Source organism: Streptomyces sp. NPDC051664, assembly GCF_044453545.1.
GTDB lineage: Bacteria > Actinomycetota > Actinomycetes > Streptomycetales > Streptomycetaceae > Streptomyces.
Genome location: NZ_JBITCU010000004.1, coordinates 1 through 25,096 on the forward strand (window position 1 = coordinate 1; position 25,096 = coordinate 25,096).

General features: G+C 68.8%; 18 protein-coding genes and 1 pseudogene. 10 read left to right on the top strand and 9 right to left on the bottom strand.

Translation table 11 applies throughout. The features are described 5' to 3' along the window. The 3 genes from ACIA8E_RS09090 to ACIA8E_RS09100 form a co-directional block, all read left to right on the top strand. Window positions 1-569: potassium-transporting ATPase subunit C (locus tag ACIA8E_RS09090; protein ID WP_399296061.1), on the top strand; the 569-nt coding region annotated here is incomplete at its 5' end. 115 nt (window positions 570-684) lie between these two features. Further along, window positions 685-1,368 (top strand): response regulator, encoded by a 684-nt coding sequence (locus ACIA8E_RS09095; RefSeq protein ID WP_399296062.1) that lies wholly within the window; start codon window positions 685-687, stop codon window positions 1,366-1,368. Window positions 1,369-1,436: 68 nt separating this feature from the next. Beyond that, window positions 1,437-3,983 (top strand): ATP-binding protein, encoded by a 2,547-nt coding sequence (locus ACIA8E_RS09100; RefSeq protein ID WP_399296064.1) that lies wholly within the window; start codon window positions 1,437-1,439, stop codon window positions 3,981-3,983. Between the two features lie 113 nt (window positions 3,984-4,096). On the opposite strand, the gene ACIA8E_RS09105 is transcribed toward ACIA8E_RS09100, so the two are convergent. The 3 genes from ACIA8E_RS09105 to ACIA8E_RS09115 all read right to left on the bottom strand — a co-directional run bounded on the left by ACIA8E_RS09105 (window position 4,097) and on the right by ACIA8E_RS09115 (window position 8,687). Beyond that, complete coding sequence (locus ACIA8E_RS09105; RefSeq protein WP_399296066.1) at window positions 4,097-4,441, bottom strand: hypothetical protein; 345 nt, start codon at window positions 4,439-4,441, stop codon at window positions 4,097-4,099. A 330-nt stretch (window positions 4,442-4,771) separates the two neighbouring features. After that, the gene (locus tag ACIA8E_RS09110) at window positions 4,772-6,721 is read right to left on the bottom strand and encodes an amino acid transporter (protein ID WP_399296068.1); all 1,950 of its coding nucleotides are present in this window, start codon (window positions 6,719-6,721) and stop codon (window positions 4,772-4,774) included. A gap of 391 nt (window positions 6,722-7,112) precedes the next feature. Beyond that, window positions 7,113-8,687, bottom strand: a complete 1,575-nt coding sequence (locus ACIA8E_RS09115) for a Na+/H+ antiporter (protein ID WP_399296070.1) — start codon at window positions 8,685-8,687, stop codon at window positions 7,113-7,115. Window positions 8,688-8,944: 257 nt separating this feature from the next. Between ACIA8E_RS09115 and ACIA8E_RS09120 the strand changes: the two genes are divergently transcribed. The 3 genes from ACIA8E_RS09120 to ACIA8E_RS09130 all read left to right on the top strand — a co-directional run bounded on the left by ACIA8E_RS09120 (window position 8,945) and on the right by ACIA8E_RS09130 (window position 14,245). Then, on the top strand, window positions 8,945-11,494 hold the full coding sequence (locus ACIA8E_RS09120; RefSeq protein ID WP_399296798.1) for an ATP-binding protein: 2,550 nt from the start codon (window positions 8,945-8,947) through the stop codon (window positions 11,492-11,494). Between the two features lie 171 nt (window positions 11,495-11,665). Next, on the top strand, window positions 11,666-12,352 hold the full coding sequence (locus ACIA8E_RS09125) for an NAD-binding protein (RefSeq protein WP_399296072.1): 687 nt from the start codon (window positions 11,666-11,668) through the stop codon (window positions 12,350-12,352). 78 nt (window positions 12,353-12,430) lie between these two features. Continuing rightward, window positions 12,431-14,245: an APC family permease gene (locus tag ACIA8E_RS09130; protein ID WP_399296074.1), complete on the top strand. Its 1,815-nt coding sequence runs from the start codon at window positions 12,431-12,433 to the stop codon at window positions 14,243-14,245. 30 nt (window positions 14,246-14,275) lie between these two features. Here ACIA8E_RS09130 and kdpA (ACIA8E_RS09135) read toward each other — a convergent pair whose 3' ends face one another. The 6 genes and pseudogenes from kdpA (ACIA8E_RS09135) to ACIA8E_RS09160 form a co-directional block, all read right to left on the bottom strand. Next, window positions 14,276-15,925: a potassium-transporting ATPase subunit KdpA gene (gene kdpA / locus ACIA8E_RS09135; protein ID WP_399296076.1), complete on the bottom strand. Its 1,650-nt coding sequence runs from the start codon at window positions 15,923-15,925 to the stop codon at window positions 14,276-14,278. Between the two features lie 2 nt (window positions 15,926-15,927). Beyond that, complete coding sequence (locus tag ACIA8E_RS09140) at window positions 15,928-16,788, bottom strand: potassium-transporting ATPase subunit C (protein WP_399296078.1); 861 nt, start codon at window positions 16,786-16,788, stop codon at window positions 15,928-15,930. A 2-nt stretch (window positions 16,789-16,790) separates the two neighbouring features. Continuing rightward, window positions 16,791-18,965: a potassium-transporting ATPase subunit KdpB gene (kdpB, locus tag ACIA8E_RS09145; protein WP_399296080.1), complete on the bottom strand. Its 2,175-nt coding sequence runs from the start codon at window positions 18,963-18,965 to the stop codon at window positions 16,791-16,793. Further along, window positions 18,965-19,054 carry a K(+)-transporting ATPase subunit F gene (kdpF, locus tag ACIA8E_RS09150; RefSeq protein ID WP_354393805.1) on the bottom strand — a complete coding sequence of 30 codons (90 nt, stop codon included), beginning with the start codon at window positions 19,052-19,054 and terminating at the stop codon, window positions 18,965-18,967. Before kdpF (ACIA8E_RS09150) ends, kdpB (ACIA8E_RS09145) begins: the two co-directional genes overlap by 1 nt. A 135-nt stretch (window positions 19,055-19,189) precedes the next feature. After that, window positions 19,190-19,388, bottom strand: a pseudogene (locus tag ACIA8E_RS09155) (diaminopimelate decarboxylase); the annotation flags it as partial. Continuing rightward, a complete protein-coding gene (locus ACIA8E_RS09160; protein WP_399296082.1) occupies window positions 19,295-19,747 on the bottom strand; it encodes an SAV_915 family protein in 453 nt (150 codons plus the stop codon). The gene ACIA8E_RS09160 and the pseudogene ACIA8E_RS09155, both read right to left, overlap by 94 nt. Window positions 19,748-20,478: 731 nt before the next feature. Here ACIA8E_RS09160 and kdpF (ACIA8E_RS09165) point away from each other — a divergent pair. Genes kdpF (ACIA8E_RS09165) through kdpC form a run of 4 tightly spaced genes read left to right on the top strand, consistent with a single transcriptional unit; the run spans window position 20,479 to window position 25,038 of the window. Further along, complete coding sequence (kdpF, locus tag ACIA8E_RS09165; protein ID WP_107055367.1) at window positions 20,479-20,568, top strand: K(+)-transporting ATPase subunit F; 90 nt, start codon at window positions 20,479-20,481, stop codon at window positions 20,566-20,568. Window positions 20,569-20,579: 11 nt separating this feature from the next. Next, window positions 20,580-22,244, top strand: coding sequence for a potassium-transporting ATPase subunit KdpA (gene kdpA, locus ACIA8E_RS09170; protein ID WP_399296085.1), 1,665 nt, complete (start codon window positions 20,580-20,582; stop codon window positions 22,242-22,244). After that, entirely contained in the window at window positions 22,244-24,373 is a 2,130-nt protein-coding gene (gene kdpB / locus ACIA8E_RS09175; protein WP_399296087.1) for a potassium-transporting ATPase subunit KdpB, read from the top strand. The genes kdpA (ACIA8E_RS09170) and kdpB (ACIA8E_RS09175) overlap by 1 nt, the downstream gene beginning before the upstream one ends. 35 nt (window positions 24,374-24,408) lie before the next feature. Then, the gene (kdpC, locus tag ACIA8E_RS09180; protein WP_399296089.1) at window positions 24,409-25,038 is read left to right on the top strand and encodes a K(+)-transporting ATPase subunit C; all 630 of its coding nucleotides are present in this window, start codon (window positions 24,409-24,411) and stop codon (window positions 25,036-25,038) included. Window positions 25,039-25,096: the final 58 nt, after the last annotated feature.

Genomic DNA, 25,096 nt, shown 5'->3' on the forward strand with positions numbered 1-25,096 from the left:
AGGCCCTGTTCAACGACAAGGCCAACGGGTCCGAGATCAAGTCGGGGGGCAAGGTCGTCGGCTCCGAACTCATCGGCCAGACGTACAACCTGCCGCTGAAGAAGGGCGAGGAGACTGCGGCCCCGGACCTCAAGTGGTTCCAGCCGCGCCCGTCCAACGGGCTGGGCAGCAACAGCGTCAACACCCAGTACAAGCTGATCCTGTCCGGCGCGACCAACCGGTCCGGCGACAACGGCGTCAGCAAGGACGAGGACGGTCTGTACGACTGGGTCATCGCGGCCAAGGCCGCCGTGGTCAAGGACAACTCCACGGCCACGTACAAGGTGAAGCCCTCGGACGTGCCGGCCGACGCCGTCACCTCCTCCGGTTCCGGTCTGGACCCGCATATCTCCCCGGAGTACGCCGAGCTCCAGATCCACCGTGTCGCCGAGGAGAACAACCTCGACGTCAAGCAGGTCGAGAAGCTCGTCGCGGACAACACCGACGGCCGCACCCTCGGCTTCGTGGGTGAGCCCCGGGTCAACGTTCTCAAGCTCAACATCGCACTCAAGGAACTCACCGAGAAGTGATCGTCTTACGCCGGTGGGCGGAGGCCGCCGGCCCGAGGAGTTCCCTCGGGCCGGCGGCTCCTTCCCCAGTCCATGACGCGACGCTCCTCGTGCACAGCAGAAAGGCGGCACAGCTATGACTCGGGTGCTGGTGGTGGAGGACGAACTACAGCTCGTACGGGCTCTCGAGATCAATCTCAAGGCACGCAAGTACGAGGTGGACGCAGCCTCCGACGGAGAGACGGCCCTTCGGCTGGCTGCCGCGAGCCCTCCGGACGTCGTACTGCTGGATCTCGGCCTGCCCGACATGGACGGTATCGACGTGATCAAGGGACTTCGCGGCTGGAGCCGGGCGCCGATCCTCGTGGTCTCCGCCCGACGGACCTCCGACGAGAAGGTCGTAGCACTCGACGCGGGCGCCGACGACTACATCACCAAACCCTTCAGCATGGACGAGCTGCTGGCCCGGCTTCGGGCCGCATCCCGTCGAGCTGCGGCTGTGCCGGCCACCGATGATTCGGTGATCGTCGCGACCGAGGCGTTCACCGTCGACCTGCTGAAGAAGAGGGTCAATAGGGAGGGGCGCGATGTCCGTCTCACTCCGACCGAATGGCATCTGCTGGAAGTGCTGATCCACCATCGTGGGCGACTCGTCGGCCAGAGACAACTGCTCCAGGAAGTGTGGGGCCCCACCTACGGCACGCAGGCCAACTATCTCCGGGTCTATATGGCCCAGCTGCGCCGCAAACTCGAGGCAGACCCTTCGCGTCCCCGGCATCTCATCACTGCCCCAGGCATGGGCTATCGCTTCGAGATGTGAGGCGCTCCGCGGTCCGGCCGACCGCGGCGGACCTGTAAACAAGCCCCTCAACTGCAAAGATCGGAACCATGGGACGCGGCAAGCTCCGGATCTACCTCGGCGCGGCACCCGGTGTCGGCAAGACCTACGCGATGCTCTCCGAGGCCCACCGCCGGACCGAACGTGGCACGGACTGTGTGGTGGCGTTCGTGGAACACCACAACCGGACCCGCACCGAAGTGATGCTGCACGGCCTCGAGCAGATTCAGCGCCGCGAGATCGAGTACCGGGACACCGTCTTCACCGAGATGGACGTCGACGCGGTACTGGACCGTGCCCCGGCCGTCGCCCTGGTGGACGAACTGGCCCACACCAATGTGCCGGGCTCCCGCAACGCCAAGCGCTGGCAGGACGTCGAAGAACTGCTCCAGGCGGGCATCGACGTCGTCTCCACCGTCAACATCCAGCACCTGGAGTCGCTCGGCGACGTCGTCGAGTCGATAACCGGTGTACGGCAGCGCGAGACCGTCCCCGACGAGGTCGTCCGCCGCGCCGACCAGATCGAGCTGGTCGACATGTCACCCCAGGCGCTGCGCCGCCGGATGGCCCACGGCAACGTCTACAAGCCGGACAAGGTCGACGCCGCGCTCTCCAACTACTTCCGGCCCGGCAACCTCACCGCGCTGCGGGAGTTGGCGCTGCTGTGGACGGCGGACCGGGTCGACGAATACTTGCAGGAGTACCGCACCGAACACCGGGTCTCCAAGATCTGGGGCTCCCGCGAACGCATCGTGGTCGGCCTCACCGGCGGTCCCGAGGGACGTACACTCATCCGCCGCGCCGCCCGGCTCGCCGAGAAGGGCGCCGGCGGCGAGGTGCTCGCGGTCTACATCGCCCGCAGCGACGGACTGAGCGCCGCCTCGCCGAAGGAGCTCGCGGCCCAGCGGACCCTGGTCGAGGACCTCGGTGGCACGTTCCACCACGTCATAGGCGATAACGTCCCGTCCGCCCTGCTCGACTTCGCGCGTGGTGTGAACGCAACCCAGATCGTGCTCGGCGTCAGCCGCCGCAAGGCCTGGCAGTACGCCTTCGGCCCCGGCGTCAGCGCCACCGTCGCCCGCGAGTCGGGACCCGACCTTGACGTGCACATCGTCACCCATGGAGAAGCAGCCAAGGGCAGGGGTCTGCCTGTGGCCCGTGGCGCCCGCCTGGGCCGAGCCCGGATCATCTGGGGCTGGCTCGTCGGTGTCGTGGGCCCCGTCCTGCTCACTCTCCTGCTCAACGGCGTCGCACCAGAGGTCGGCCTCGCCAACGACATGCTGTTGTTTCTGACGTTGACGGTGGCTGCGGCGCTGATCGGCGGGCTCCTCCCGGCACTGGGTTCTGTCGCCATCGGCTCACTGCTGCTCAACTACTACTTCACCCCGCCGCTGCACGAGTTCACCATCGCGGACCCCAAGAACATCGTCGCTATCGTGATCTTCGTCGGCGTGGCCGTCTCGGTCGCCTCTGTCGTGGACCTGGCAGCCCGCCGCACCCATCAGGCCGCCCGGCTGCGCGCCGAGTCCGAGATCCTCTCCTTCCTCGCGGGCAACGTGCTGCGTGGCGAGACGAGTCTGGAATCGCTCCTGGAACAGGTGCGCGAGATCTTCAATATGGAGTCCGTGGCGCTGCTGGAACGCGAGAGCGACGTCGATCCTTGGACCTGCACCGGCCGCGCAGGGACGTCCCGGCTGCTCGCACGCCCCGAGGACGCGGACGTGGACATGCCGGTCGGCGACCATATGGCGCTGGCCCTCTCCGGCCGTGCCCTGCCCGCAGAGGACCGCCGGGTGCTGGCAGCCTTCGCCGTCCAGGCCGCCGTGGTGATCGACCGTCAGCGCCTGGTCGGCGAGGCGGAGCACGCACGTGAACTGGCCGAGGGCAACCGCATTCGCACCGCCCTGCTCGCCGCGGTCAGTCATGACCTGCGTACGCCACTGGCCGGCATCAAGGCCGCCGTCTCCTCCCTCAGGTCCGACGACGTGGAGTGGTCCGAGGCGGACCACGCCGAGCTCCTCGAAGGCATCGAGGCGGGCGCGGACCGGCTCGACCACCTTGTCGGCAACCTCCTCGACATGTCCCGCCTCCAGACCGGAACCGTCACCCCGATCATCCGGGAGATCGATGTCGACGAGGTCGTCCCGATGGCGCTCGGCGGCGTACCGGAGGACAGCGTCGTTCTCGACATCCCGGAAAACCTTCCGATGGTCGCGGTCGACCCGGGCCTGCTGGAGCGCACCGTCGCCAACATCGTCGAGAACGCGGTCAAGTACGCCCCCGAAGGTGAGCCCGTGGTGGTTTCCGCCAGCGCGATCGCCGACCGTGTGGAAGTCCGGGTGACGGACCGTGGTCCAGGTGTCCCGGACGAGGCGAAGGGCCGGATCTTCGCGCCGTTCCAGCGCTACGGAGACGCCCCGCGAGGGGCGGGCGTCGGCCTCGGTCTCGCGGTCGCCCGCGGGTTCGCAGAGGCGATCGGCGGCACGCTGACCGCCGAGGACACCCCCGGCGGCGGCATGACCATGGTCCTGACGCTGTCCGCCGCGGTCGATCAGCCCTCGGCCCACCCGGACCTCCCGGCGGCGGCCACATCCTGAATGGGAGCTGCGGACGCCGTTCATGGTGCCTGTCGCGCCCCTGGGCGACGGAGCGCGAGACGCCGAGCAAGCCTCGGCCATCAGCTGACCGTTTGAGGATCGACAACAGTCGGTCACTCGGCGGTGAGTTCCATGAGCTGCTCGGCGGCGGTGGTGTTGCCCTTGTCGGCGAGGCGTCGCAGTTCGCCCATGTCGTCGAGCTCGGTGGCGAGTTCGATCAGTTGGTCGGTCGCGGTGGCGTTGCCCCCGTCGGAGAGACGCCGCAGCTCATCCATGTTGCCGAGTTCGGTGGCGAGTTCGATCAGTTGGTCGGCGGCGGTGGTGTTGCCCTTGCCGGCAAGGCGTCGCAGTTCATCCATGTCGTCAAGCTCGGTGGCGAGTTCGATCAGCTCGTCGACGGCAGTCTCGTCGCCGTTCTCGGCCCGTTCCCGCAGGACGGTCAGGTCGGAGTCAGTCATGATGGGCAACCTCCAATGGTCTTGGCCCGGGCCTGTCACCCGGGGCCTGGCGTGTCCTCGCAGGGCGTCTCTCTGCTATCCGCCCGGCGTGGGCAGCTTTCCCGATGCTCGATGCTCATCGCAATGTGTAGGCCACTCATCCAGCAGCGTGGGCAGTCGCTCGCCGAGGAACTCGGCCGGCGCGACCATTTCCTCGAGCGGAGCACCGCCCGTGCGACTGGTCAACGCCACCTCACCGTCAGCGCGATGGGCGTCCTCGCCGCCGCCTTCCCGTCGCCCGACCTCCGAAGGCAGGCCCGGTCGACTCTGCCGTTCAAGTGCTCGCCCGGCTCAGCCGACGTGGACGCGAGGGCGGCGGGCCCGGTCGGGTTCGGCCTCGCGGAGGACCTCACGGGTGACGGGGGCGACCTCGCCCTGACCGAAGAGGAAGAAGCGGAGGAAGTTGGCGAAGGGACTGCCCTCGGTCCACTCGAAGTAGATGTGCGGGGTGCAGCCGGTGGTGTCGCGGACGTGCAGGAGCAGGGCGGCGAGGGCGTTGGGGATGGAGGAGCTCTCCAGGGTCAGGACGCGGTAGCGGCCGTGCAGGACTTCGCCGCGTACGTTCAGGCCCGCCTCGAACTCCGAGGGGTCGAGGACGGTGACCTCGACGAAGACGAAGTCCTCCGGGGTCGGGACGTCGTTGTCGTGACGGATCTGCTCGATCTTGTCGCGGTACTCGGCTTTGTCGCGGTTGTCGGGCTCGTTGGCGATGAACCGGATTCTGCGGCTGGCGACGTCGCGCACGAAACGTTCCGCCATGTCGTCCATGGTCACGCTGGTGACCCGCAGTTCGAAGGCGCGGGCGAGTCGTGAAAGCAGTGAGACGAGGATGATCCCGGCGATGAAGCAGGCACCGATCTTCACGCCGTCGGGGCGCTCGATGACGTTGACCACGGTGGTGTAGAGGAAGATCGCCGAGATGACGGCGAAGGCGATGGTCCAGTTGCGCTGGCCGGCCTTGCGCGCGGCGATGGTGACGGCGATGGCGGCGGAGCTGATCAGCACGAGGACGCCGGTGGCGTAGGCACCACCCTGGGCGTCGACGTCGGCATCGAAGATCCATGTGACCAGGAATGCCACCAGGGTGAACACGATCACCATCGGGCGTACGGCGCGCGCCCAGTGCGGGGCCATGCCGTACCGGGGCAGGTAGCGGGGCATCAGGTTGAGCAGGCCGGCCATGGCGGACGCGCCGGCGAACCACAGGATGGCGATGGTGGAGACGTCGTAGACCGTGCCGAAGAAGTTTCCGAGGTACTCGTGCGCCAGGTACGCGAGTGCGCGGCCGTTGGCCTGGCCACCCGACTCGAACTCCTTCTCCGGGATGAGCACGGTGGTGATGAAGCTGGTGGCGATCAGGAACACGCTCATGATCACCGCGGCGGTGGTCAGCAGCTTCTTCGTGTCCCGGATACGGCCGGTGGGCTTCTCCTCGGTGTCGTCGGGGTCGCCTTCGACGTGCGGCATGACTGCGACACCGGTCTCGAAGCCGGACAGGCCAAGGGCCAGCTTCGGGAAGACCAGCAGCGCGACGCCGACCATGGCGATGACGTTGCCGTGCTCGGTGGTCAGGGCGCTGGTCCAGTCGGTGACCACGTGCGCGGCGGCGGCGACGTGCCACAGGCCCACCACCACGACGACGACGTTCAGGGTCAGGTAGATCCCGACCAGGACGACGGCGACGCCGATGGCCTCCAGGAAGCCCTTGAGGAACACCGCCCCGAGCAGCGCGACCAGCAGCAGCGTGATCAGCAACTGTTTGTCGTGCAGTACATCGGTCAGGTGCGGGTTCTCCACCAGGTGGGTGGAGGCGTCCGCCGCCGACAGCGTGATCGTGATCAGGAAGTCCGTGGCAGCGAAGCCGAGCAGCGTCAGGACGAACAGCTTGCCCTTCCAGAACGACAGCAGTCGCTCCAGCATCGCGATCGATCCCTCGCCGCGTGGGCTCTCCTCGGCCACCCTCCGGTAGACCGGTAGCGCGCCCGCCAGGGTGACGATCACGAGCACGATGGTGGCCACCGGGGACAGGAGTCCTGCCGCAAGGGCGGCGATGCCCGGCTGATAGCCCAGCGTGGAGAAGTAGTCGACGCCGGTCAGGCACATCACCCGCCACCACCGCTGCCCCTTGTGCGCGGGCTCCGGCTCGGCAGGCGGTCCCTGCTGGTGCCTGGCCATGTCGGACAGGCCCTCCAACATCCACGCCCGCAATCGACTCGTACGGGCGTGTTCGGTGGTGGCCATCTGCGTGCTCTCCTGACGTGCTGCGCGGCGTGCGGATCCGGCCATCACGCGGACGGCTGGGCCAGCGTATGCAACCAGTGATCCACGGCCCCAGGGGGGCGCGCACGCTGAGAGGAACGTCCCTGTTCGTCCCGGCCGCTCACAGTCGCCGGCGGCGGCAGGGCGATATCAGGAGCGCATACTCAACGACATGTCGTACGACGTCTCGAGGTCGCCCTGCAGGTGATGCGGACGAGGGAATCGGCGGCTTCCGACCGGGGAGCACCGGCCGCTCGCCGGGCACGGCAACAGTCCTCGGGGACCCCGACGCCGCTGACAACCTTCTGAACAAGCTGCGCAACGTACCGGCGTCCCGGGGCTGCGGCGTCCGAAGTCATTGCGTCAGGAGTTCCTAGACGTCCGCGAGGCGCGCCTCCTCCAGGTCCAGTGAGCGTTGAAGTCGGCGGCGGGTCGTGTCGCCTATGCGGTGCTCGTCGTACAGGCGCTGGAGCTCGGCCGCCTCCACGGTGATCAGGTCGCGGCGCAGCTGGCGGTAGGTGAGGTCGGCGGATTCCGTCGGGGTCCCGTCGCCGTTGGCCTGCGTGAGCCGGTCGCGGGCGTGGTCGAGTCGAGCCGTCAGGCCGCGGCGGAGGCGGTCGAGGACGACCTCCGGGACGGCTTCCAGGTCCGAGATCTCATCCAGGCGGCTCAGCCCCGCGGTCGCCAGGCTGCAGCGGGCCTCGGCCTCCTCCCGTTCAGTGTGGTCGGGTTCCAGTGCGATGCCGGATCGGCGGACGACCGAGGAGAGGGAGAAGCCCTGAACGACGAGGGTGGCGACCACGACCGAAGTGGTGAGGACGAGGACGAGGGGGCGTTCCGGGAGCGTGGCCCCCGCCTTTGTGGTCACCGGGATGGACAGGGCGGCGGCCAGCGGTACGACACCCCGGGTGCCGGCCCAGGTCAGCACCACCGGCACGCGCCAGTTCATGCGCTGGATGCCGCCCTTGCGTTGCACGACCGCCGACAGCGGCGCCAGCCACAGCATGCGCATGGCGATGAGCGTGGCGGCAACGGCGAGCGCGTACAGCGGCCACGCCCGGTCACCGTCGGAGAGGGCGCGTACTTGGGCCGGCAGGGCCAGGCCGATGAGGCTGAAGACGACACTCTCCAGCAGGAAGACCACGGTGCCGTAGACGGCGTGCAGCTGGAGCCGTATGCGGGCGTTGGTGAGCCGATCGCCCCGGCCGCCCAGGACGACACCGGCCACCACCACGGAGGTGACACCCGACGCGTGTGCCGCCTCGGCCAGGACGTAGGCCGCGTACGGGGTGACGAGGGAAATCACCGTCTCCAGGACCGGGTCCTCCGTACGCCTACGGATCAGGGCGACCACGCCCGCAACGGCCGCCCCGATGAGCATGCCGCCGCCCGCCAGCAGCGCGAACTCCTGTGCCGCTGCTCCCCAGCCGACCGCCGCCGATGCCACGGCGACGCTCACCGCGACCCGGAACAGGACCAGCGACGTCGCATCGTTGAACAGGCTCTCGGCCTGGACCAGTACCTGCACCTTGGGCGGCAGCGCCAGTCGCCTGCCCAGCGCGGTGACGGCCACCGGGTCCGTACTGGCCAGCACCGCGCCCAGCACCAGCGCCATCTGCCACGACAGCGGCGTGACGAGGGACGCCACCGCGCCGACCGCTGCCGCCGAGGCCAGCACCAGGCCGATCGACAGCACCCCGACCGGCTTCCACACCGCGCGCAGCTCGCGCCAGGACAGCTCCTCGGCGCTCGCATACAGCAGTGGCGGCAGCACGACGAGCCCGATGATCTCGGGGCTGATCTGGATGTCGGGAGTGCCCGGCAGCAGGGCGACGGCAAGGCCGGCGACCACGAGGAGAGAGGGAGCGGGGATCCGCCAGCGGCGCGCGAAGGTCGCCACCACGGTGGCGAGTACCACGAGAGCCAGGACCGTCCCTACGCTGCGCATGCCGTCCCCTTGGTCATGAGAAGGAGACCTTGTGGCTCCTTGCCGACCAGACTTCCCGGCGCACCGCTTTCACTCTATCGGTCCAGGGCTTGTCAAAGCGGTGTCAACGTCCACGTGACCGGCGCCAAGGTTGCGTCAAGGGGCCCGCCGAGCGACTCGCACAAGCGCTTCGGTAGGGGGAAGGAACCCTTCCCTCCGGGGAGTTGATCGCCAGTGAGCGGAGCACATCGGCTGCGATGAGTGACGTACGGGCCCACATGAGTGGCGCATGGACCGGCGGGAGTGAGGAACGGACCGGCGGCGGGGATGTACGCCCCGGACGCCTGAAGGTCTACCTCGGGGCCGCCCCCGGGGTGGGCAAGACCTACCGCATGCTCGACGAGGCGCGACGCAGGGCGGCGCGCGGCGCCGATGTCGTCGTGGGGTTCGTCGAGTGCCACGGGCGCCCCAGCACGGAGGCGATGCTCGATGGCCTGGAAGTCGTCGAGCGAGCCCCGTGCTCCTACCACGGCGCCGAGTTCGCGGAGATGGATCTCGCCGCGGTCCTCGCGCGCCGCCCACAGGTCGCGATCGTCGACGAGTTCGCCCACAGCAACGTCCCTGGCGGCGGCCGCAACCCCAAGCGCTGGCAGGACGTCGAGGAGCTGCTCGCGGCAGGGATCGATGTCATCAGCGCGCTCAACATCCAGCATCTCGAATCCCTCAACGACGTCGTCGAGAAGATCACCAGGGTGCCGCAGCACGAGACGGTGCCCGATGAGGTCGTCCGAAGAGCCCATCAGATCGAACTGGTGGACATGCCGCCCGAAGGGCTGCGCCGCCGGATGGCGCACGGCAACATCTATGCGCCCGCGAAGGTGGACGCGGCGCTCGCCAACTACTTCCGGCCCGGCAATCTGACGGCGCTGCGTCAGCTTGCCCTGCTGTGGGTGGCCGACCGCGTCGACGAGGCGCTTCAGTCGTACCGCTCCGAGCACGGCATCGGTGGGGTCTGGGAGATTCGGGAGCGGGTCGTGGTCGCGCTGACCGGCGGCCCCGAGGGCGGCACCCTCATCCGGCGGGCTGCCCGCATCGCCGACCGGTCGGCCGGTGGTGATCTGCTCGCCGTCCATGTCACGCGCAGCGACGGGCTCGCCGCGGGCTCCTCGCACGCTTCCCTGGTCCGGCAGCGGCGGCTGATCGAAGACCTCGGCGGCAGCTACCACTCCGTGGTCGGCGATGACGTCGCCACCGCCCTCGTGGAGTTCGCGCGTGCCGAGAACGCCACTCAGCTCGTGCTCGGCACCAGCCGCCGCGGCCGCCTCGAACGCTTCGTCACCGGACGCGGCACCGGCGAGACCGTTGTCGAACTCTCCGGCGACATCGACATCCACACGGTCACGCACGAACGCGCCAGGCGCGGCACGCTGCTGCCCTCGCGCAGACGTACTCTGTCGACCGCACGCCGGATCGCGGGCCCGGTCGCCGGCCTGCTGCTGCCGGTGGCGCTCACCTTCCTGTTGGATCTGGGCGCAGCCCGGGACAGACTCAACCTCACCAGCGAGGCCCTGCTCCTCCTGCTCGCCGTGGTGGGGGTGGCCTGCATAGGTGGGGTCGCGTCGGCGGTGATCGCGTCGGTGACGGCGTCCCTGCTGCTCAACTACTGGTTCATCCCGCCCATCGGGCAATTCACGCTGGACGATCCGAATGCCCTGCTTGCGCTGGCGGTCTTCGCGGTGGTGGCCGCCATAGTGGCTGCTGTCGTCGACCGTTCCCTGCGTCTGTCACGGCGCTCGGCGCGGGCCACCGCCGAGGCGGAGACCATGTCGTCCCTCGCGGGCACCATCGTGCGCGGCGGCGCGACGATCCCGGCGCTGGTGGAACGCACCCGCGAGACCTTCGGCATGGACTCGGCGGAGCTGGTGGACGAGCCGCCCGGCGGGGACGACGTGACGGCTGTACCCGCGGGACCCGGCGCCTTCCTGGTGCTGCGCGGCCGCCCCCTCCCGTCCTCCGAACGGCGCGTCCTGGCCGCCTTCGCGGCGCACGTGGGCGCCGCCGTCGAACGGGCCCGGCTCGCCGAGGCCGCCGCCGAGGTCGAACCGGTCAAGGCCGCCGATCGGATGCGTACGGCGCTGCTGCGGGCGGTCGGCCACGACCTGCGCACCCCGCTCGCCGCCGGCTGGGCAGCCGTCTCCTCGCTGCGCAGCCGTGACGTGGAGTTCTCCGACGAGGACCGGGGCGAGCTCCTAGCCACTGCCGACGAGTCGATGGCCAAACTGAACCGACTGGTGGAGAACCTGCTCGACCTCAGCCGATTGCAGGCAGGGGCGCTCGCCCTGAACCTGCGCGCCACCACGTTCGAGGAGATCCTGCCGGCGGCACTGGCGGACACCCCTGAGGTCGAGGTGGGGGACCTGGAGGAGGTTCCGGCCGTGCTGGTCGATCCGCCCTTGCTGGAGCGGGTGGTCGCCAACCTCGCGGGTAACGCCGCCCGCCACAGTCCGGCCGGGCACAAGGTGCTGCTGACCGCCAGCACCCACGCAGGCCGCGTCGAACTGCGCGTCGTGGACCGGGGACCCGGCCTCCCGCCCACCGACCGCGACCGCATCTTCGAACCCTTCCAGCGCCTCGGCGACACCGACAACACCACCGGACTCGGCCTCGGCCTGGCCCTCTCCAGGGGCCTGACCGAGGCGATGGACGGCACCCTCACTCCGGAGGACACACCCGGTGGGGGCCTGACCATGGTGCTGTCCCTGCCCTTCGCCGAGCGGGCGGAGCACCGCGGTGGCACGCAGAGCGTAGGAGGGCGGGGCGGCCGGTGAAGTACGGCTGAAACCCGGTCGGCACGGGCGGCCGGCCCGCGGTACGCCGGACACGCCCACACCGCTGACGGGCACATACGGAATGTTGACGCCGAACCGCTCGGTCACTCGGAACCGGGCACGTCTGCCCTGTCGTTCCTGACTGATGTGACGTCAACTCTTCATCTTCCAATGGGACTTGGTCCCCGCTCTCAGCACATGGTGATCGGCGGCGACGACGGGCTCGCGCGTCGGCCCGCCGTCGAACTGGACGCCGTGTGCGGCGAGGCCGTCACCGTCGTGCTGCCGTCACGAAGGGACGAGCACGGCGCCGAGATCGCCGCGCTGCACCGCGACCCGCGCTCGCCCATCGAGCTGCTGGTGGCGGCACGCCTGGACGAACAGACCCTGCGGGCCGCGGGCGTACAGCGTGCCGCGGCCCTCGCGCTGACCTACGCCGACGACCAGGTCAACATGACCGCGGCGCTGCTGGCCCGAGGCCTCAACCCCTCCGTACGCCTGGTCATCCGTATGTTCAACTGCGAGCGCGGACGCCATCTGGAACGCCTCCTGGACCGCGCGGCCGCTGAGGCCAGGGCCGGAAACCACGACGATCCCCGGCCGGACATGTCGACCACGGTGCTGCGTCCTTCGAGGTCGGGATACCGCGTCGTGCCGGCGACGACGCGGCGTGGCCTGGACATCCTCATGACTGGGGTGCAGCCGCATCCGGCGGACAGGGATGAGGTCTGCCGCTTTCGCCGACACCGGTGTTGCGGCCACCCGACCATTCTGCGGTGCGGGACTTCGTGTGACGGGCGCGGCGGGCTCAGTCCAGGTCGGACCCCGAAAAGGCGTGCAGCCTTGGCGCGTCCTTGACGCATCTCGTCGTGGTGGCCCGGTCAAACTGGCCCCGAACAGCACGCATCCCCCGCACCCTGCACCGCGAGGTCCCTCATGGCGTACGGCATGGCCCGCCGCGAACTGCGGCCGAGAGTTCCGTTGCGGCCCGGGGAAGGTGAACGGCACCACCTGACCAGCGCCGAAGGGCTCGCCGCGCTGTCCCTGGACGCGTTGAGCTCGGTCGCGTACGGACCCGAGGCGATCGTGCTCGTCCTGATCGCCGCCGGGACCGGGGCGCTGACCGCCACGCTGCCGGTGACATTGGTCATCGCCGCACTGCTGGCGGTGCTCGTCGTGTCCTACGGGCAGGTGATCGCTGTTCACCCGGACGGGGGCGGCGCCTACGCGGTGGCGAAGAAGGATCTCGGCCCCAGGACGAGTTACCTCGCGGCGGCCAGTCTCGTCGTCGACTACGTGCTGACCGTGACCGTCAGCCTGGCGGCAGGCGCGGCCAGTCTCGCCTCCGCCTTTCCTTCCCTCGGCTCGCATCTGCTGGAAATCTGTCTCGTCGGGCTTGTTCTTCTCACCGCCGTGAATCTGCGCGGCGTGGCCGAGAGTGCGCGGGTGCTGATGCTGCCCACGGCGCTGTTCATCGTGAGCATCCTCGGCATCATCGTGCTCGGGCTGTTGCGCTCCCACCCCGCGGCCGTCGTCGGGACCGCCCAACCCGCGCATGCCACTGAGGCGTTGGGCGTGCTGCTGCTCCTGAAAGCGTTCTCCTCCGGATGCTCCGCGCTGACCGGGGTGGAGGCCATCGCCAACGGTGTGCCCGTCTTCCGCGAGCCGCGCGTCAAGCGGGCGCAGCGCACCGAGCTGATGCTCGGCGCACTGCTCGGGCTGATGCTGATCGGGCTGGCCGTCCTGATCCGCCGCGACCATGTGGCCCCGCGTGGCGGCGTGACAGTACTCGCGCAGCTCACCGCGGGCTCGTACGGGACGGGCTGGCCGTACTACGCGACCAACCTCATCGTCACCCTCGCGCTGGCCTTCGCCGCCAACACCAGCTTCGGCGGCCTGCCCGTCCTGATGAGCCTGCTCGCCAGGGACCACCGGCTGCCCCATCTCTTCGGTCTGCGCAGAGAGCGCCCTGTCTACCGCTGGGGAGTGGTGGCCCTCGCTCTGCTCGCGGCGCTGCTTCTGATCGCCGTGAACGCGGACACGCACCGGATGATCCCGTTGTTCGCGATCGGGGTGTTCATCGGCTTCACCATCAGCCAGATCGGGCTTGTACGGCATTGGGCGCGGGAGCGGCCGTCGGGCTGGGTGCGGCGCGCGGTGCTCAACGGGGTCGGCGCGATCCTGACCACCGTGGCGGGCATCGTCCTGCTGGCCACCAAGTTCCTGGAGGGGGCCTGGGTGGTGGTTGCCGCCGTTCCGCTGCTGATGCTGCTGTTCGCCCGCATCCAGCGGTACTACACCGCGGTCGGCAGGGAACTGGGGCTGGGTGAGGTCCCGCCACCCGTGCGCGTCACCGACTCCCTCGTCATCGTGCCGGTCGGCGAGGTCAGCAAACTCACGCAGCACGCGCTGACGGCCGCCCGTGCCCTCGGCCACGAGGTCGTCGCGGTCGCCGTGCACGGCGATCCCGCCAAGGCTCGTGCGTTGGAGGAGAGTTGGGCCCGCTGGCATCCCGGTGTACGGCTGGATGTCATCGACAGCCCGCAGCGCTCACTGGTGCAGCCCATCGTCGACTACGTCCAGCGGGCGGCGGAAGGAGGACGGCAGATCGCCGTCCTCATCCCTGAGGTGGAGCCCCTCCACCGCCGCTACCAGATCCTGCAGAATCAGCGGGGCCTGCTGCTGGCGGCAGCGCTGAGGGCCCGCACCGACGTCGTCGTGTGTGTCGTGCCGTACCGGCTGAGTCTGTGAGGATCGCAGGCTCAGCCGGTACTCGGGCCGCTACAGCAGTCCGCCGGCGATGGTGCCGAGGGACAGCGCCGGAAGGAAGTTGAGCAGCGCCAGGATGACGGCAGCCGCAGTGGCAAGGACGACGAAGTTGATGCCCTGCGCGCGCAGCGTGCCGACTGTGACGACGCCCGGTTGCTGCTTGGCGAGGCGTCCGGCCAAGGCCAGGACGCAGGCCATCGGGAGGTAGCGGCCGGCCAGCATCGCGAACACCATCAGCAGGTTGTGGAAGTCGGTTGCGCCGTTGAAGCCCGCCATCGCGCTGCCGTTGCTGTTGGTGTTGCTGGTGTAGGCGTAGATGAGCTCGGTCAGGCCGTGCGCTCCCGGGTTGCCCATCGAGGTCCGGCCGTCATCGAAGGCGAGTGCGATACCCGTGCAGGCGAGGATCACCGTGGGCGGGATCAGGGCGTACACGACCACCCACCGCATCTCCCCGAAACCGATCCGTTTGCGCAGGTATTCGGGCGTGCGGCCGACCATCAGGCCGCCGATGAAGACGGCCACCAGGACCACCATGATCAGGCCGTAGAGCCCGCTGCCGGTGCCGCCAGGTGCGATCTCGCCGAGCATCATCGCGGACAGCAGCACCCCGCCGCCGAGGCTGGAGAAGCTGTCGTACGAGGAGTTGGCCGCGCCGTCCGCCGAGCCCGTGGCGCTCACGCCGAACAGGGTGGAGCCGGGGATGCCGAACCGGGTTTCCGTGCCCTCGTACTGTCCGCCGACCGCCTGCGTGACCGTGCCGGTGTGCGCGGTCTGGGCCAGCGTGCCAGCCGCGAGGAGCAGGCCGAAGAGGATCCCGACGACGGTGAGCAGGGTCCAGCTCTGCTTCAGGCTGCCGATCATCCGGCCGAACATGCGGATGCAGGCCGTAGGGATGAGCAGCATCAGCACGATCTCGAAGGCGTTGGTCCAGGCGCTCGGGTTCTCGAAGGGGTGGGCGCTGTTGGCGTTGAAGACACCGCCGCCGTCGCCGGTGAACAGCTTGATCGGTTCCCAGGAGCCGACCGGTCCCTCGAGGATCGTCTGCTTGCCGCCCGCGACCGTGGTGAAGGTGTGTCCGGTGCCGAGGCTCTGGACGACACCGCCGGCCATCAGGATCAGGCCGCCGACGACCGCGATCGGCACCAGGACGCGGAAGATCGTGCGCAGCAGGTCGACCCAGAAGTTGCCGAGGTCGTCCGTGGACCGCCGGATCAGGCCCCGGACCAGGGCGAGGGCCACACAGATGCCGACCGCCGCCGACGCGAACGCCTGGACACCCAGGCCCGCCATGACAGCGAGATGCCCGGTGGCCGACTCGCCCGCGTAGTTCTGCCAGCTGGTGTTCGTCGTGAAGGAGACAGCGGTGTGCAGCGCGAGCCGCCACGGCATGCCCTCGTGCCCCGTCGACCAGGGAAGCCTTCCCTGGAGCGTGAACAGGGCGAAGAGCGCTGCGATGCTCATGACGGAGAAGGCGACCAGGGCGGTGAGATAGTGCCGCCAGGTCTGCTCCTTGTCCGGGTCGATTCCGCAGACGCGGTAGAGGGTTCTCTCTCCTCGCCAGTGCATCCCGCCGTCGAGGACGCGGGCCATGTGGTCGCCGAGCGGGACGTGCAGCCCCACGACCACGGCGAGGACGAGCGATGCCTGGATCCAGGCCGCCATGATCAGGCTCCCTGCTTCGGATACGTACGGTCGAGGGCGATGTTGAGCTCGACGACATTGATGCCGCGCTCGCCGAGCACGCCGAGCGCGCGGCCGGTGGTGTATTGCTCGATCAGCTTGTGTACGTCGGCCGCGCTCGCCCCGCGCTCACGAGCGATCCGCGGTGCCTGAAGGTTCGCGTACGCCGGGCTGATGTGCGGGTCGAGGCCGCTGCCGCTCGCGGTGACCGCGTCTGCGGGGACGGCAGGGTCCGCCGGGGCGTTCCCGCGCACGGGGACGATCACAGCGTGGCTGTAGTCCGCGCCGGGCTTCGCGCATGTGACGCGAACTCTCCTGTAGCGGGTGAGGAACGGCTTCGCCGGGCAGGCCTGGTTGAGGCTGACGGCCTGGGTGGCACGTCCGCTCGTGCCGCCGTCGTAGAAGACGCCGAGGACCGCACCCACGCCGTCGTCCGTACAGTACGGGCGCGAGCTGTCGACGCCTTCGAGGCCGCCGACGGCCTTGCTGCGCCCGCACACCAGGGTGAGCAGGCTCGGCCTGTCCTTGGTGTCGACGACGGACTCGGGGCCCTGGTTGCCGGCGCCGGACGCCGTGGCGTCGTATCCCGTACCGGCGTTGGAGGGCCGGGACTGGAAGTACTTCTTGATGGGGTTGCCCTTGGCGTCCGTGAACGTCTGGCCGATCAGCGAGGATCCGGCCGGTCTGCCGTCGGCGCCGGTCACTTCCGACGTGCCGCCGAGGCCCGGGACCTGGGCTGCCGCCACCATGGCCAGCGGATAGGCCAGGCCGGTAAGGAGAGTCAGCACGAGGACCACCCGCAACGCTGCGATGTGCTGGGCGAGCCAGTGTGGGATACGTGTCATGGTCAGATCCCCGGGACGAACTGGACGAGGGCGAAGTCGATGAACTTGATGGCCAGGAACGGGGCGATCACGCCGCCGAGTCCGTAGATCCACAGGTTGCGGGTGAGCAGGGTGGAGGCGGAGGAAGGCCGGTAGCGAACGCCGCGCAGGGCGAGCGGGATCAGCGCCACGATGACCACCGCGTTGAAGATGACCGCCGAGAGGATCGCGGACAGCGGCGAGTGCAGGTCCATGATGTTGAGCCGGTCGAGCCCCGGGTACACCGCCGCAAACATCGCGGGCAGGATCGCGAAGTACTTGGCGATGTCGTTGGCGATCGAAAACGTCGTCAACGCGCCTCGCGTGATGAGGAGTTGCTTGCCGATCTCGACGATCTCGATGATCTTCGTGGGGTCGGAGTCGAGGTCGACCATGTTGCCGGCCTCCTTGGCGGCCGACGTACCGGTGTTCATCGCCACGCCGACGTCCGCCTGCGCGAGTGCCGGGGCGTCGTTCGTACCGTCGCCCGTCATGGCGATGAGATGGCCGCCGGCCTGCTCGCGCTTGATCAGCTCCAGCTTGTCCTCGGGGGTCGCCTCGGCCAGGAAGTCGTCGACACCCGCCTCCTCGGCGATCGCCCGGGCTGTCACCGGGTTGTCACCGGTGATCATCACCGTGCGGATGCCCATGCGGCGCAGCTCGTCGAAGCGTTCGCGCAGGCCCGGTTTGACGACGTCCTTGAGGTGGACGACGCCGAGTACCTCGGCCGTGCCGTCACCCCTCGACTCCGCCACCACCAGCGGCGTACCGCCGGACGCGGAGACGTGATCCACGGTGGCGTCCAGCGCGATCGGTACCTTGCCGCCCTGCTCGCGCACCCATGCCGCGACCGACGCCGCGGCGCCCTTACGCAGCCGCTGACCGCTGGGGAGGTCGACCCCGGACATGCGGGTGGCGGCGGTGAACGGCACCCACTCGGCGCCGTTCGCGGAACGGGTGTCCTCGACGACCGAGGGGTGCTCGGTGTGGGCGTACTCGACGATCGACCGGCCCTCGGGCGTCTCGTCGGCAAGGCTGGAAAGGAGCGAGGCCTCAGCCAGCCGCTCCATGGAGACTGCCCCGACCGGAAGGAACGCGCTCGCCCGCCGGTTGCCGAAGGTGATCGTTCCGGTCTTGTCGAGCAGCAGGGTGTTGACGTCGCCCGCGGCCTCAACTGCCCGTCCGGACATGGCCAGTACGTTTCTCTGCACCAGCCGGTCCATGCCCGCGATGCCGATCGCCGAGAGCAGCGCACCGATGGTCGTCGGAATCAGACAGACCAGGAGTGAGACCAGCACGATGGCGGTGACGCCGTCCGCGGTCAGCGCCGCGGTGTCGTGCGCGGCGGCCATCGCATCCTTGGAGAAGATGGCCATCGGCTGCAGGGTCACGACCGCGATCAAGAAGACGAAGGTCAGCATGACCAGCAGCAGGTTGAGCGCCAGCTCGTTGGGGGTCTTCTGCCGGTTGGCGCCCTCGACCAGGGCGATCATCCGGTCCAGGAAGCTCTCTCCGGGTTCTTGGGCGATCCGTACGACCAGGTGGTCGGAGAGCACCCGGGTGCCTCCGGTGACGGCGCTGCGATCGCCGCCGGACTCGCGGATGACCGGCGCGGACTCACCGGTTATGGCGGACTCGTCGACGCTGGCGGCGCCCTCGATGACGTCGCCGTCACCGGGAATCAGATCCCCGGCCGGTACGGACACGATGTCGCCGCGCCTGAGCTCGGAGGCGGCGACAGCCTCTTCGACGTAGGAGTCCTCCGCCGCCCCGGGCTCCCAGCCCGCGAGCCGCCGTGCGGTGGTCTGCTGCCGGGTCTCGCGCAGAGCGTCGGCCTGCGCCTTGCCACGGCTCTCGGCCACGGCCTCGGCGAGGTTGGCGAAGACCACCGTCAGCCACAGCCAGCCGGTGATCAGCCAGCCGAAGAGGTTGGGGTGGACGACCGCTATGCCGGTGGTGAGCGCAGCACCGACCTCGGTGACGAACATGACCGGATTTCGGAACAGGGCCACCGGATTCAGCTTGCGGAGCGCCTGGGGGAGCGCGAGCCACAGCTGTTTGGGATCGAGCATTCCGGCACCGACCCGGCGCGGCCGTTCTTCGCGCGGAGGTGGCACGTCGTGGACGGGGGCGGGTTCGACCGTGGCGGGGGCGGACATCAGAACTTCTCCGGCTTGATCAGGGCAAAGATCAGATAGGCGAGCAGTGCGACGGCCACGACCAGGCCGACGGTGTTTTCGACGGTCATCGAGACCTCGTCCTCACACATTGGGGTATGCGAACAGGGGGCACTTGGTGACCTTTCGGGCCATTCGTGGTGTGGGTCGAGCGGCGTCCGCCGAGAGGGGGGTTTCGGCGGACGCCGGGAATGGGGGCTGGTGGACACCGCGACGACGGGCGGTCGGCCGACCAGGTTGTATCCGGAGGCCATGGAGAGGTGGTAGGCCCCGGCTGTGGGAACGGCGAGAAGGTATGTCGCCCGGGAGGGCTACGTCGTCGGCGAGGAGGTAGCCGGCTTCGCAGTGCCGGCCCACGACGGTGACGAGGCGGGGCGGCGCCGACGAGGGGCGGCCGATGAGACGGCACCGACGTGCTGGGGATGCCAGCGGCTCCAGGAGTTCTCGCGCTCACGGACCTTGGCCGCGGTGCGGTGGGCCGCGGGGGCGGAGAACTGCGGGTCGACGGTGAGGGTGGTCACACCCAGGGAGGCCGCGAGAGCGCGCAGTGCGGGTTCGGAGAGCCTGATGCCGGCCTGGTCCGTGCCCAGGGTGGCGGTGAGCTTCTCCGCCGAGGTGAATCCGACGGCCGTGCGGCCGCCCAGGGGGGTGCGGAAGAACCGCGTCGTACATCCGGAGGGCCCCGACCGGACAGGGACGTAGAGAAGTCCGGCCGGGAACCGTTCAGAAGGCTCGGGGTCCTCGGGAAACTCGATGGGAGACATGGTGCTGCTCCTCGCAGGAGGCGACTGGTGTCGTCCGGTCGGACCGGCCGGGCGTTTCACTGAAGCTATGCCCGCCTGTCGGAGACGGGCCGCCACACTGACGGATACTTGACGCCGAGCCCCCACCCCGTAACGCGACGCTGACGGGCCACGGCGTTCCTGGTCAGCCTGGCGCCAGGGCCTTCGGGCAGACCTCACAGGGACGGCGCCCTCACGGTAGGCGTCGCGGACCTGGGCGAGGACGGCGACAAGGGCACCTGCCACTCGCCCTTGTGCGACAGGCTCTCAACACCCCTGCGGGGCTGCCCGCTGCCCGTGGGCGCCACGGAGGATCGGCCGCGCGCGACGCCACATGTCCTGGTGCACCGCACCACACGGTAGATCCGCTGTATGCCGCGCGGATTCGGGTCGCCTCCTCGGTGATGTTCTCTCTTCAGAGTTCTGCGCCTTGCGGCAACACGACATCAGGCTGCGCCGAGTGAATCCCTGCAGTTCACCGTCATCCCATCGGCCCACAGAGCATCAGGGCATTCTCGGGGTCATCTGATATAGCGTCAGAATCGCATCGACCTCGCATTCCACGTCAACGCCAAATCCCAACCGGGTGGGCCGAACAGGCCTGCCCCGATGACTCTGCGGGGTGTCTCGCGCATGTCGGACGTCGCGTACATCGGCCTCACGGTCGTGGTGTTTGCCCTCATCGGCCTGGCCGCCAAGGGGGTCGGACGCCTGTGAGCGTGGAGAACATCGTCGGCCTGATCGTCGCCGCGTGCCTCGTGGTCTACCTGGTCGTCTGCCTGATCTTCCCTGAGAAGTTCTAGGAGACAGCCCGATGACCGACACCCTCGCGGGATGGCTCCAGGTACTCGCCCTGGTGGTCGCGCTAGGTCTCACGTTCCGCCCGCTGGGCGGCTACATTGCCCGCGTCCTGACCACCGACCATCATTGGACGGCTGAACGCCTGATCTACCGGGCAGGTGGAGTGAACGGCGACGCCGACCAGAAGTGGTCGGTCTACCTGCGCAGCATCCTGGCCTTCTCCGCGGTCTCGGTACTGTTCCTGTACGCGTTTCTGCGCCTGCAGAACCATCTCCTGCTGTCCCTGGGAATGAAGCCCGTCACCACGGACCAGTCGTTCAACACCGCGGCATCCTTCGTCACCAATACCAACTGGCAGTCGTACTCCGGCGAGTCGACGATGGGTCATCTGGTCCAGATGGCGGGCCTCGCGGTTCAGAACTTCGTCTCCGCGGCCGTGGGTATCGCCGTCGTCGCGGCGCTGATCCGGGGCTTCAGCAGGAAGATGACCGATCGCGTCGGGAATTTCTGGGTGGACCTGACACGAATCGTGCTGCGCGTTCTGCTGCCCCTTGCGTTCGTCTTCGCGATCGTTCTGGTGGCCGCCGGTGCCGTTCAGAATTTCCATGGCATCCACGACATCACCACCATCGCGGGCGGGCACCAGAGCATGACCGGCGGCCCCGTCGCCTCCCAGGAGACCATCAAGCAACTGGGCACCAACGGCGGTGGTTTCTACAACGCGAACTCCGCGCACCCCTTCGAGAACCCCAACGCCTTCACCAACTTGATCGAGATCTACCTCATGCTGGTCATCGCGTTCTCGCTCCCGCGGACCTTCGGGACGATGATCGGTGACAACCGCCAGGGCTACGCGATCGTCGCCGTGATGGCATCGCTCTGGGTCGCGTCGGTCGCCATCGTGACCGCCAACGAGCTGCACAGCGTAAGCAGCGCGGCCGGTCATGCGGCCGGCGGAATGATGGAGGGCAAGGAGACACGGTTCGGGATCTGGGCCTCGGCTCTGTTCGCCGTGTCGACCACCCTCACGTCGTGCGGAGCGGTCAACTCCTTCCATGACTCGTACACGCCGGGCGGCGGCGGAATGACGATCTTCAACATGATGCTGGGTGAGATCGCGCCCGGCGGCGCCGGCTCGGGGCTCTACGGGATCCTGATCCTGGCGATCGTCGCGGTGTTCGTCGCCGGGCTGATGGTCGGCCGTACGCCCGAGTACCTGGGCAAGAAGCTTCGGGGCCAGGAGATGAAGTTCGCCTCGCTCTACATCCTGACCACGCCCGCGCTCGCGCTGGTCGGCGCGGGGCTGGCGATGGCGTTCCCGGGGGAGAGGGCGGCCATGCTCAATTCCGGGCCGCACGGCTTCTCCGAGGTCCTGTACGCCTTCGCGTCGGCTGCGAACAACAACGGCTCGGCATTCGCAGGGCTGAGCGTCAATACCGTCTGGTACAACACCACACTTGGTGTGGTCATGCTCGTCGGCCGGTTCCTGCCGATGGTGTTCGTCCTGGCGCTCGCCGGCTCGCTCGCCGGGCAGCAGCCTGTACCGGTCACCGCGGGCACCCTGCCCACTCACCGGCCGCAGTTCGTCGGGCTGTTGACCGGAGTGATCCTCATCGTTGTCGGTCTGACATACTTCCCGGCGCTCGCGCTCGGCCCCCTCGCGGAGGGTCTGCACTGATGTCCACGACCGCCACTCCCGCTCCCACCCCGCCGAGCGCCGGGCGTCAGCAGCACCGGGTCTCGGGCGGACTGCTCGATCCCAAGCAGCTACTGACGTCCTTCCCCGACGCCTTGCACAAGCTGGATCCGCGCTCGATGGTCCACAACCCCGTCATGTTCGTGGTGGAGGTCGGGGCGGTGCTGACCACGTTGTCGGCCATCAGGACGCCCAGTGTCTTCGCCTGGGTGATCACGGCGTGGCTCTGGCTGACGTCGGTCTTCGCCAATCTCGCCGAAGCCGTGGCCGAGGGACGCGGCAAGGCCCAGGCGGAGACTCTGCGCCGCACGAAGACCACGACGATGGCCCGCCGTCTCACCGGCTGGCGGCCGGGCGCGACCGACGCCGCAGAGGAGGAAGTTCCGGGTGTCGACCTCCGACTGAGCGATCATGTCGTCGTCGAGGCCGGGCAGATCATCCCCGGCGACGGCGATGTGGTCGAGGGCATCGCGAGCGTCGACGAATCGGCCATCACGGGCGAGTCGGCGCCGGTGATCCGCGAGTCGGGCGGCGACCGGTCGGCGGTGACGGGCGGCACCAAGGTGCTCTCGGACCGGATCGTCGTGAGGATCACCTCGAAACCGGGGGAGACCTTCATCGACCGGATGATCGCACTCGTGGAGGGGGCAGCGCGGCAGAAGACGCCGAACGAGATCGCGCTCAACATCCTGCTGGCATCGCTCACGATCGTCTTCCTGATCGCGGTGGCGACCCTGCAGCCCTTCGCCGTCTTCGCAGGGGCCGAGCAGACCATCGTCATCCTCGTCGCCCTCGTGGTGGCCTTGATCCCCACGACGATCGGCGCGCTGCTGTCGGCGATCGGCATCGCGGGCATGGACCGGCTCGTGCAGCGCAACGTGCTGGCGATGTCCGGGCGTGCGGTGGAAGCCGCGGGTGACGTCAACACGCTCCTGCTCGACAAGACCGGCACCATCACCCTCGGCAACCGCCAGGCCGCCGAATTCCTGCCGGTGGACGGGGTGAGCGTCGAGGAACTCGCGGACGCCTCCCAGCTGTCGTCGATCGCCGACGAGACGCCCGAGGGCCGCTCGATCGTCGTCCTCGCCAAGCAGGAGTACGCGCTACGTGGCCGTAGCGAGGGAGAGCTGGCCCAGGCACAGTTCGTACCCTTCACCGCTCAGAGCCGGATGAGCGGTGTCGACCTCAACGATCCTCAGGAGAACCGGTTCTTGCGCAAGGGAGCGGCGACGGCGGTGATGCGCTGGGTCCGTGAAAACGGCGGCCAACCCACGGCGGAGGTCGGCGGCATCGTCGACGGAATCTCTGCGAGCGGCGGCACCCCCTTGGTCGTCGGCGAGGTGATCCGGCATGGCGATGCGCCCGGCGCCCGCGTTCTCGGTGTCATCCACCTCAAGGACGGCGTCAAGGAAGGGATGCGCGAACGCTTCGACGAACTGCGCCGCATGGGCATCAAGACCGTCATGATCACCGGCGACAACCCGCTGACCGCGCGCGCCATCGCCCAGGAGGCAGGGGTGGACGACTTCCTCGCCGAGGCCACGCCCGAGGACAAGATGGCCCTGATCCGGCGTGAGCAGGCGGGCGGCAAGCTGGTCGCGATGACGGGCGACGGTACGAACGACGCGCCCGCGCTGGCTCAGGCGGACGTCGGCGTGGCGATGAACACCGGTACCTCGGCCGCCAAGGAGGCCGGGAACATGGTGGACCTGGACTCCAACCCGACCAAGCTCATCGAGATCGTCGAGATCGGCAAGCAGTTGCTGATGACCCGCGGTGCGCTGACGACCTTCTCGATCGCCAACGACGTGGCGAAGTACTTCGCGATCATCCCCGCGATGTTCGCGGTGGTCTACCCGGGCCTGGACAAGCTGAACATCATGCGCCTGCACAGCCCGACCTCGGCGATCACCTCCGCGATCGTCTTCAACGCGCTGATCATCATCGCACTGATCCCGCTCGCGCTGCGTGGCGTGCGATACCGGCCGTCCTCCGCCGCGAAGCTGCTCAGCCGCAACATCTGGATGTACGGGCTCGGCGGGCTGGTACTGCCCTTCGTGGGCATCAAGTTGCTCGACCTCGTCATCCAGTTCATCCCCGGCCTGCGCTGACAGACGGCCCGACGAGAGAAGAAGGCGATCCCACGGTGCGCACCAACCTTCCCCGCGTACTCCAGCACCATCTGACCGCCTTGCGGATGCTGCTGGCGTTCACCGTGATCACCGGTATCGGCTATCCGCTGCTCGTCACCGGCATCGCCCAGGCCGGCCTCTCGCACCAGGCCAACGGCGCCCTGCTGACGACGAACGGCACGCCGGTGGCCTCGAGCCTGATCGGCCAGAACTTCGCCCTGCCGAAGAAGAATCCAGACGACGCGCAGGAGCCGCTGCGCCCGGACCCCAAGTGGTTCCAGCCCCGGCCGTCCGTGGGCGGCTACGACCCCATGAACTCCGGCGCCTCCAACCTGGGCCCGAACAACACCGACCTGATCAAGACCGTCAGGATCCGCCGCGCCGCCGTCGCGGCCTTCGACGGGGTCCCGCCCGCATCGGTCCCCGCAGACGCGGTCACCGCCAGCGGTTCCGGGCTCGACCCGGCGGTCTCCCCGGCCTACGCGTACGAACAGGTCGATCGCGTCGCGAAGGTCCGCCACCTCGCCCCCGTCAAGGTCAGGACGCTGGTCGCCCACCACGTCCAGGCACGTGTTCTCGGTTTTCTGGGTCAGAGAAGCGTCAACGTCGTCGAACTCAACCACGCGCTGGCCAACCTGATGTGACCAGAATGTGGGGGCGCCTGTGCGAGGGCGGCCAAGGCGAGGACACACATCGGAGCGG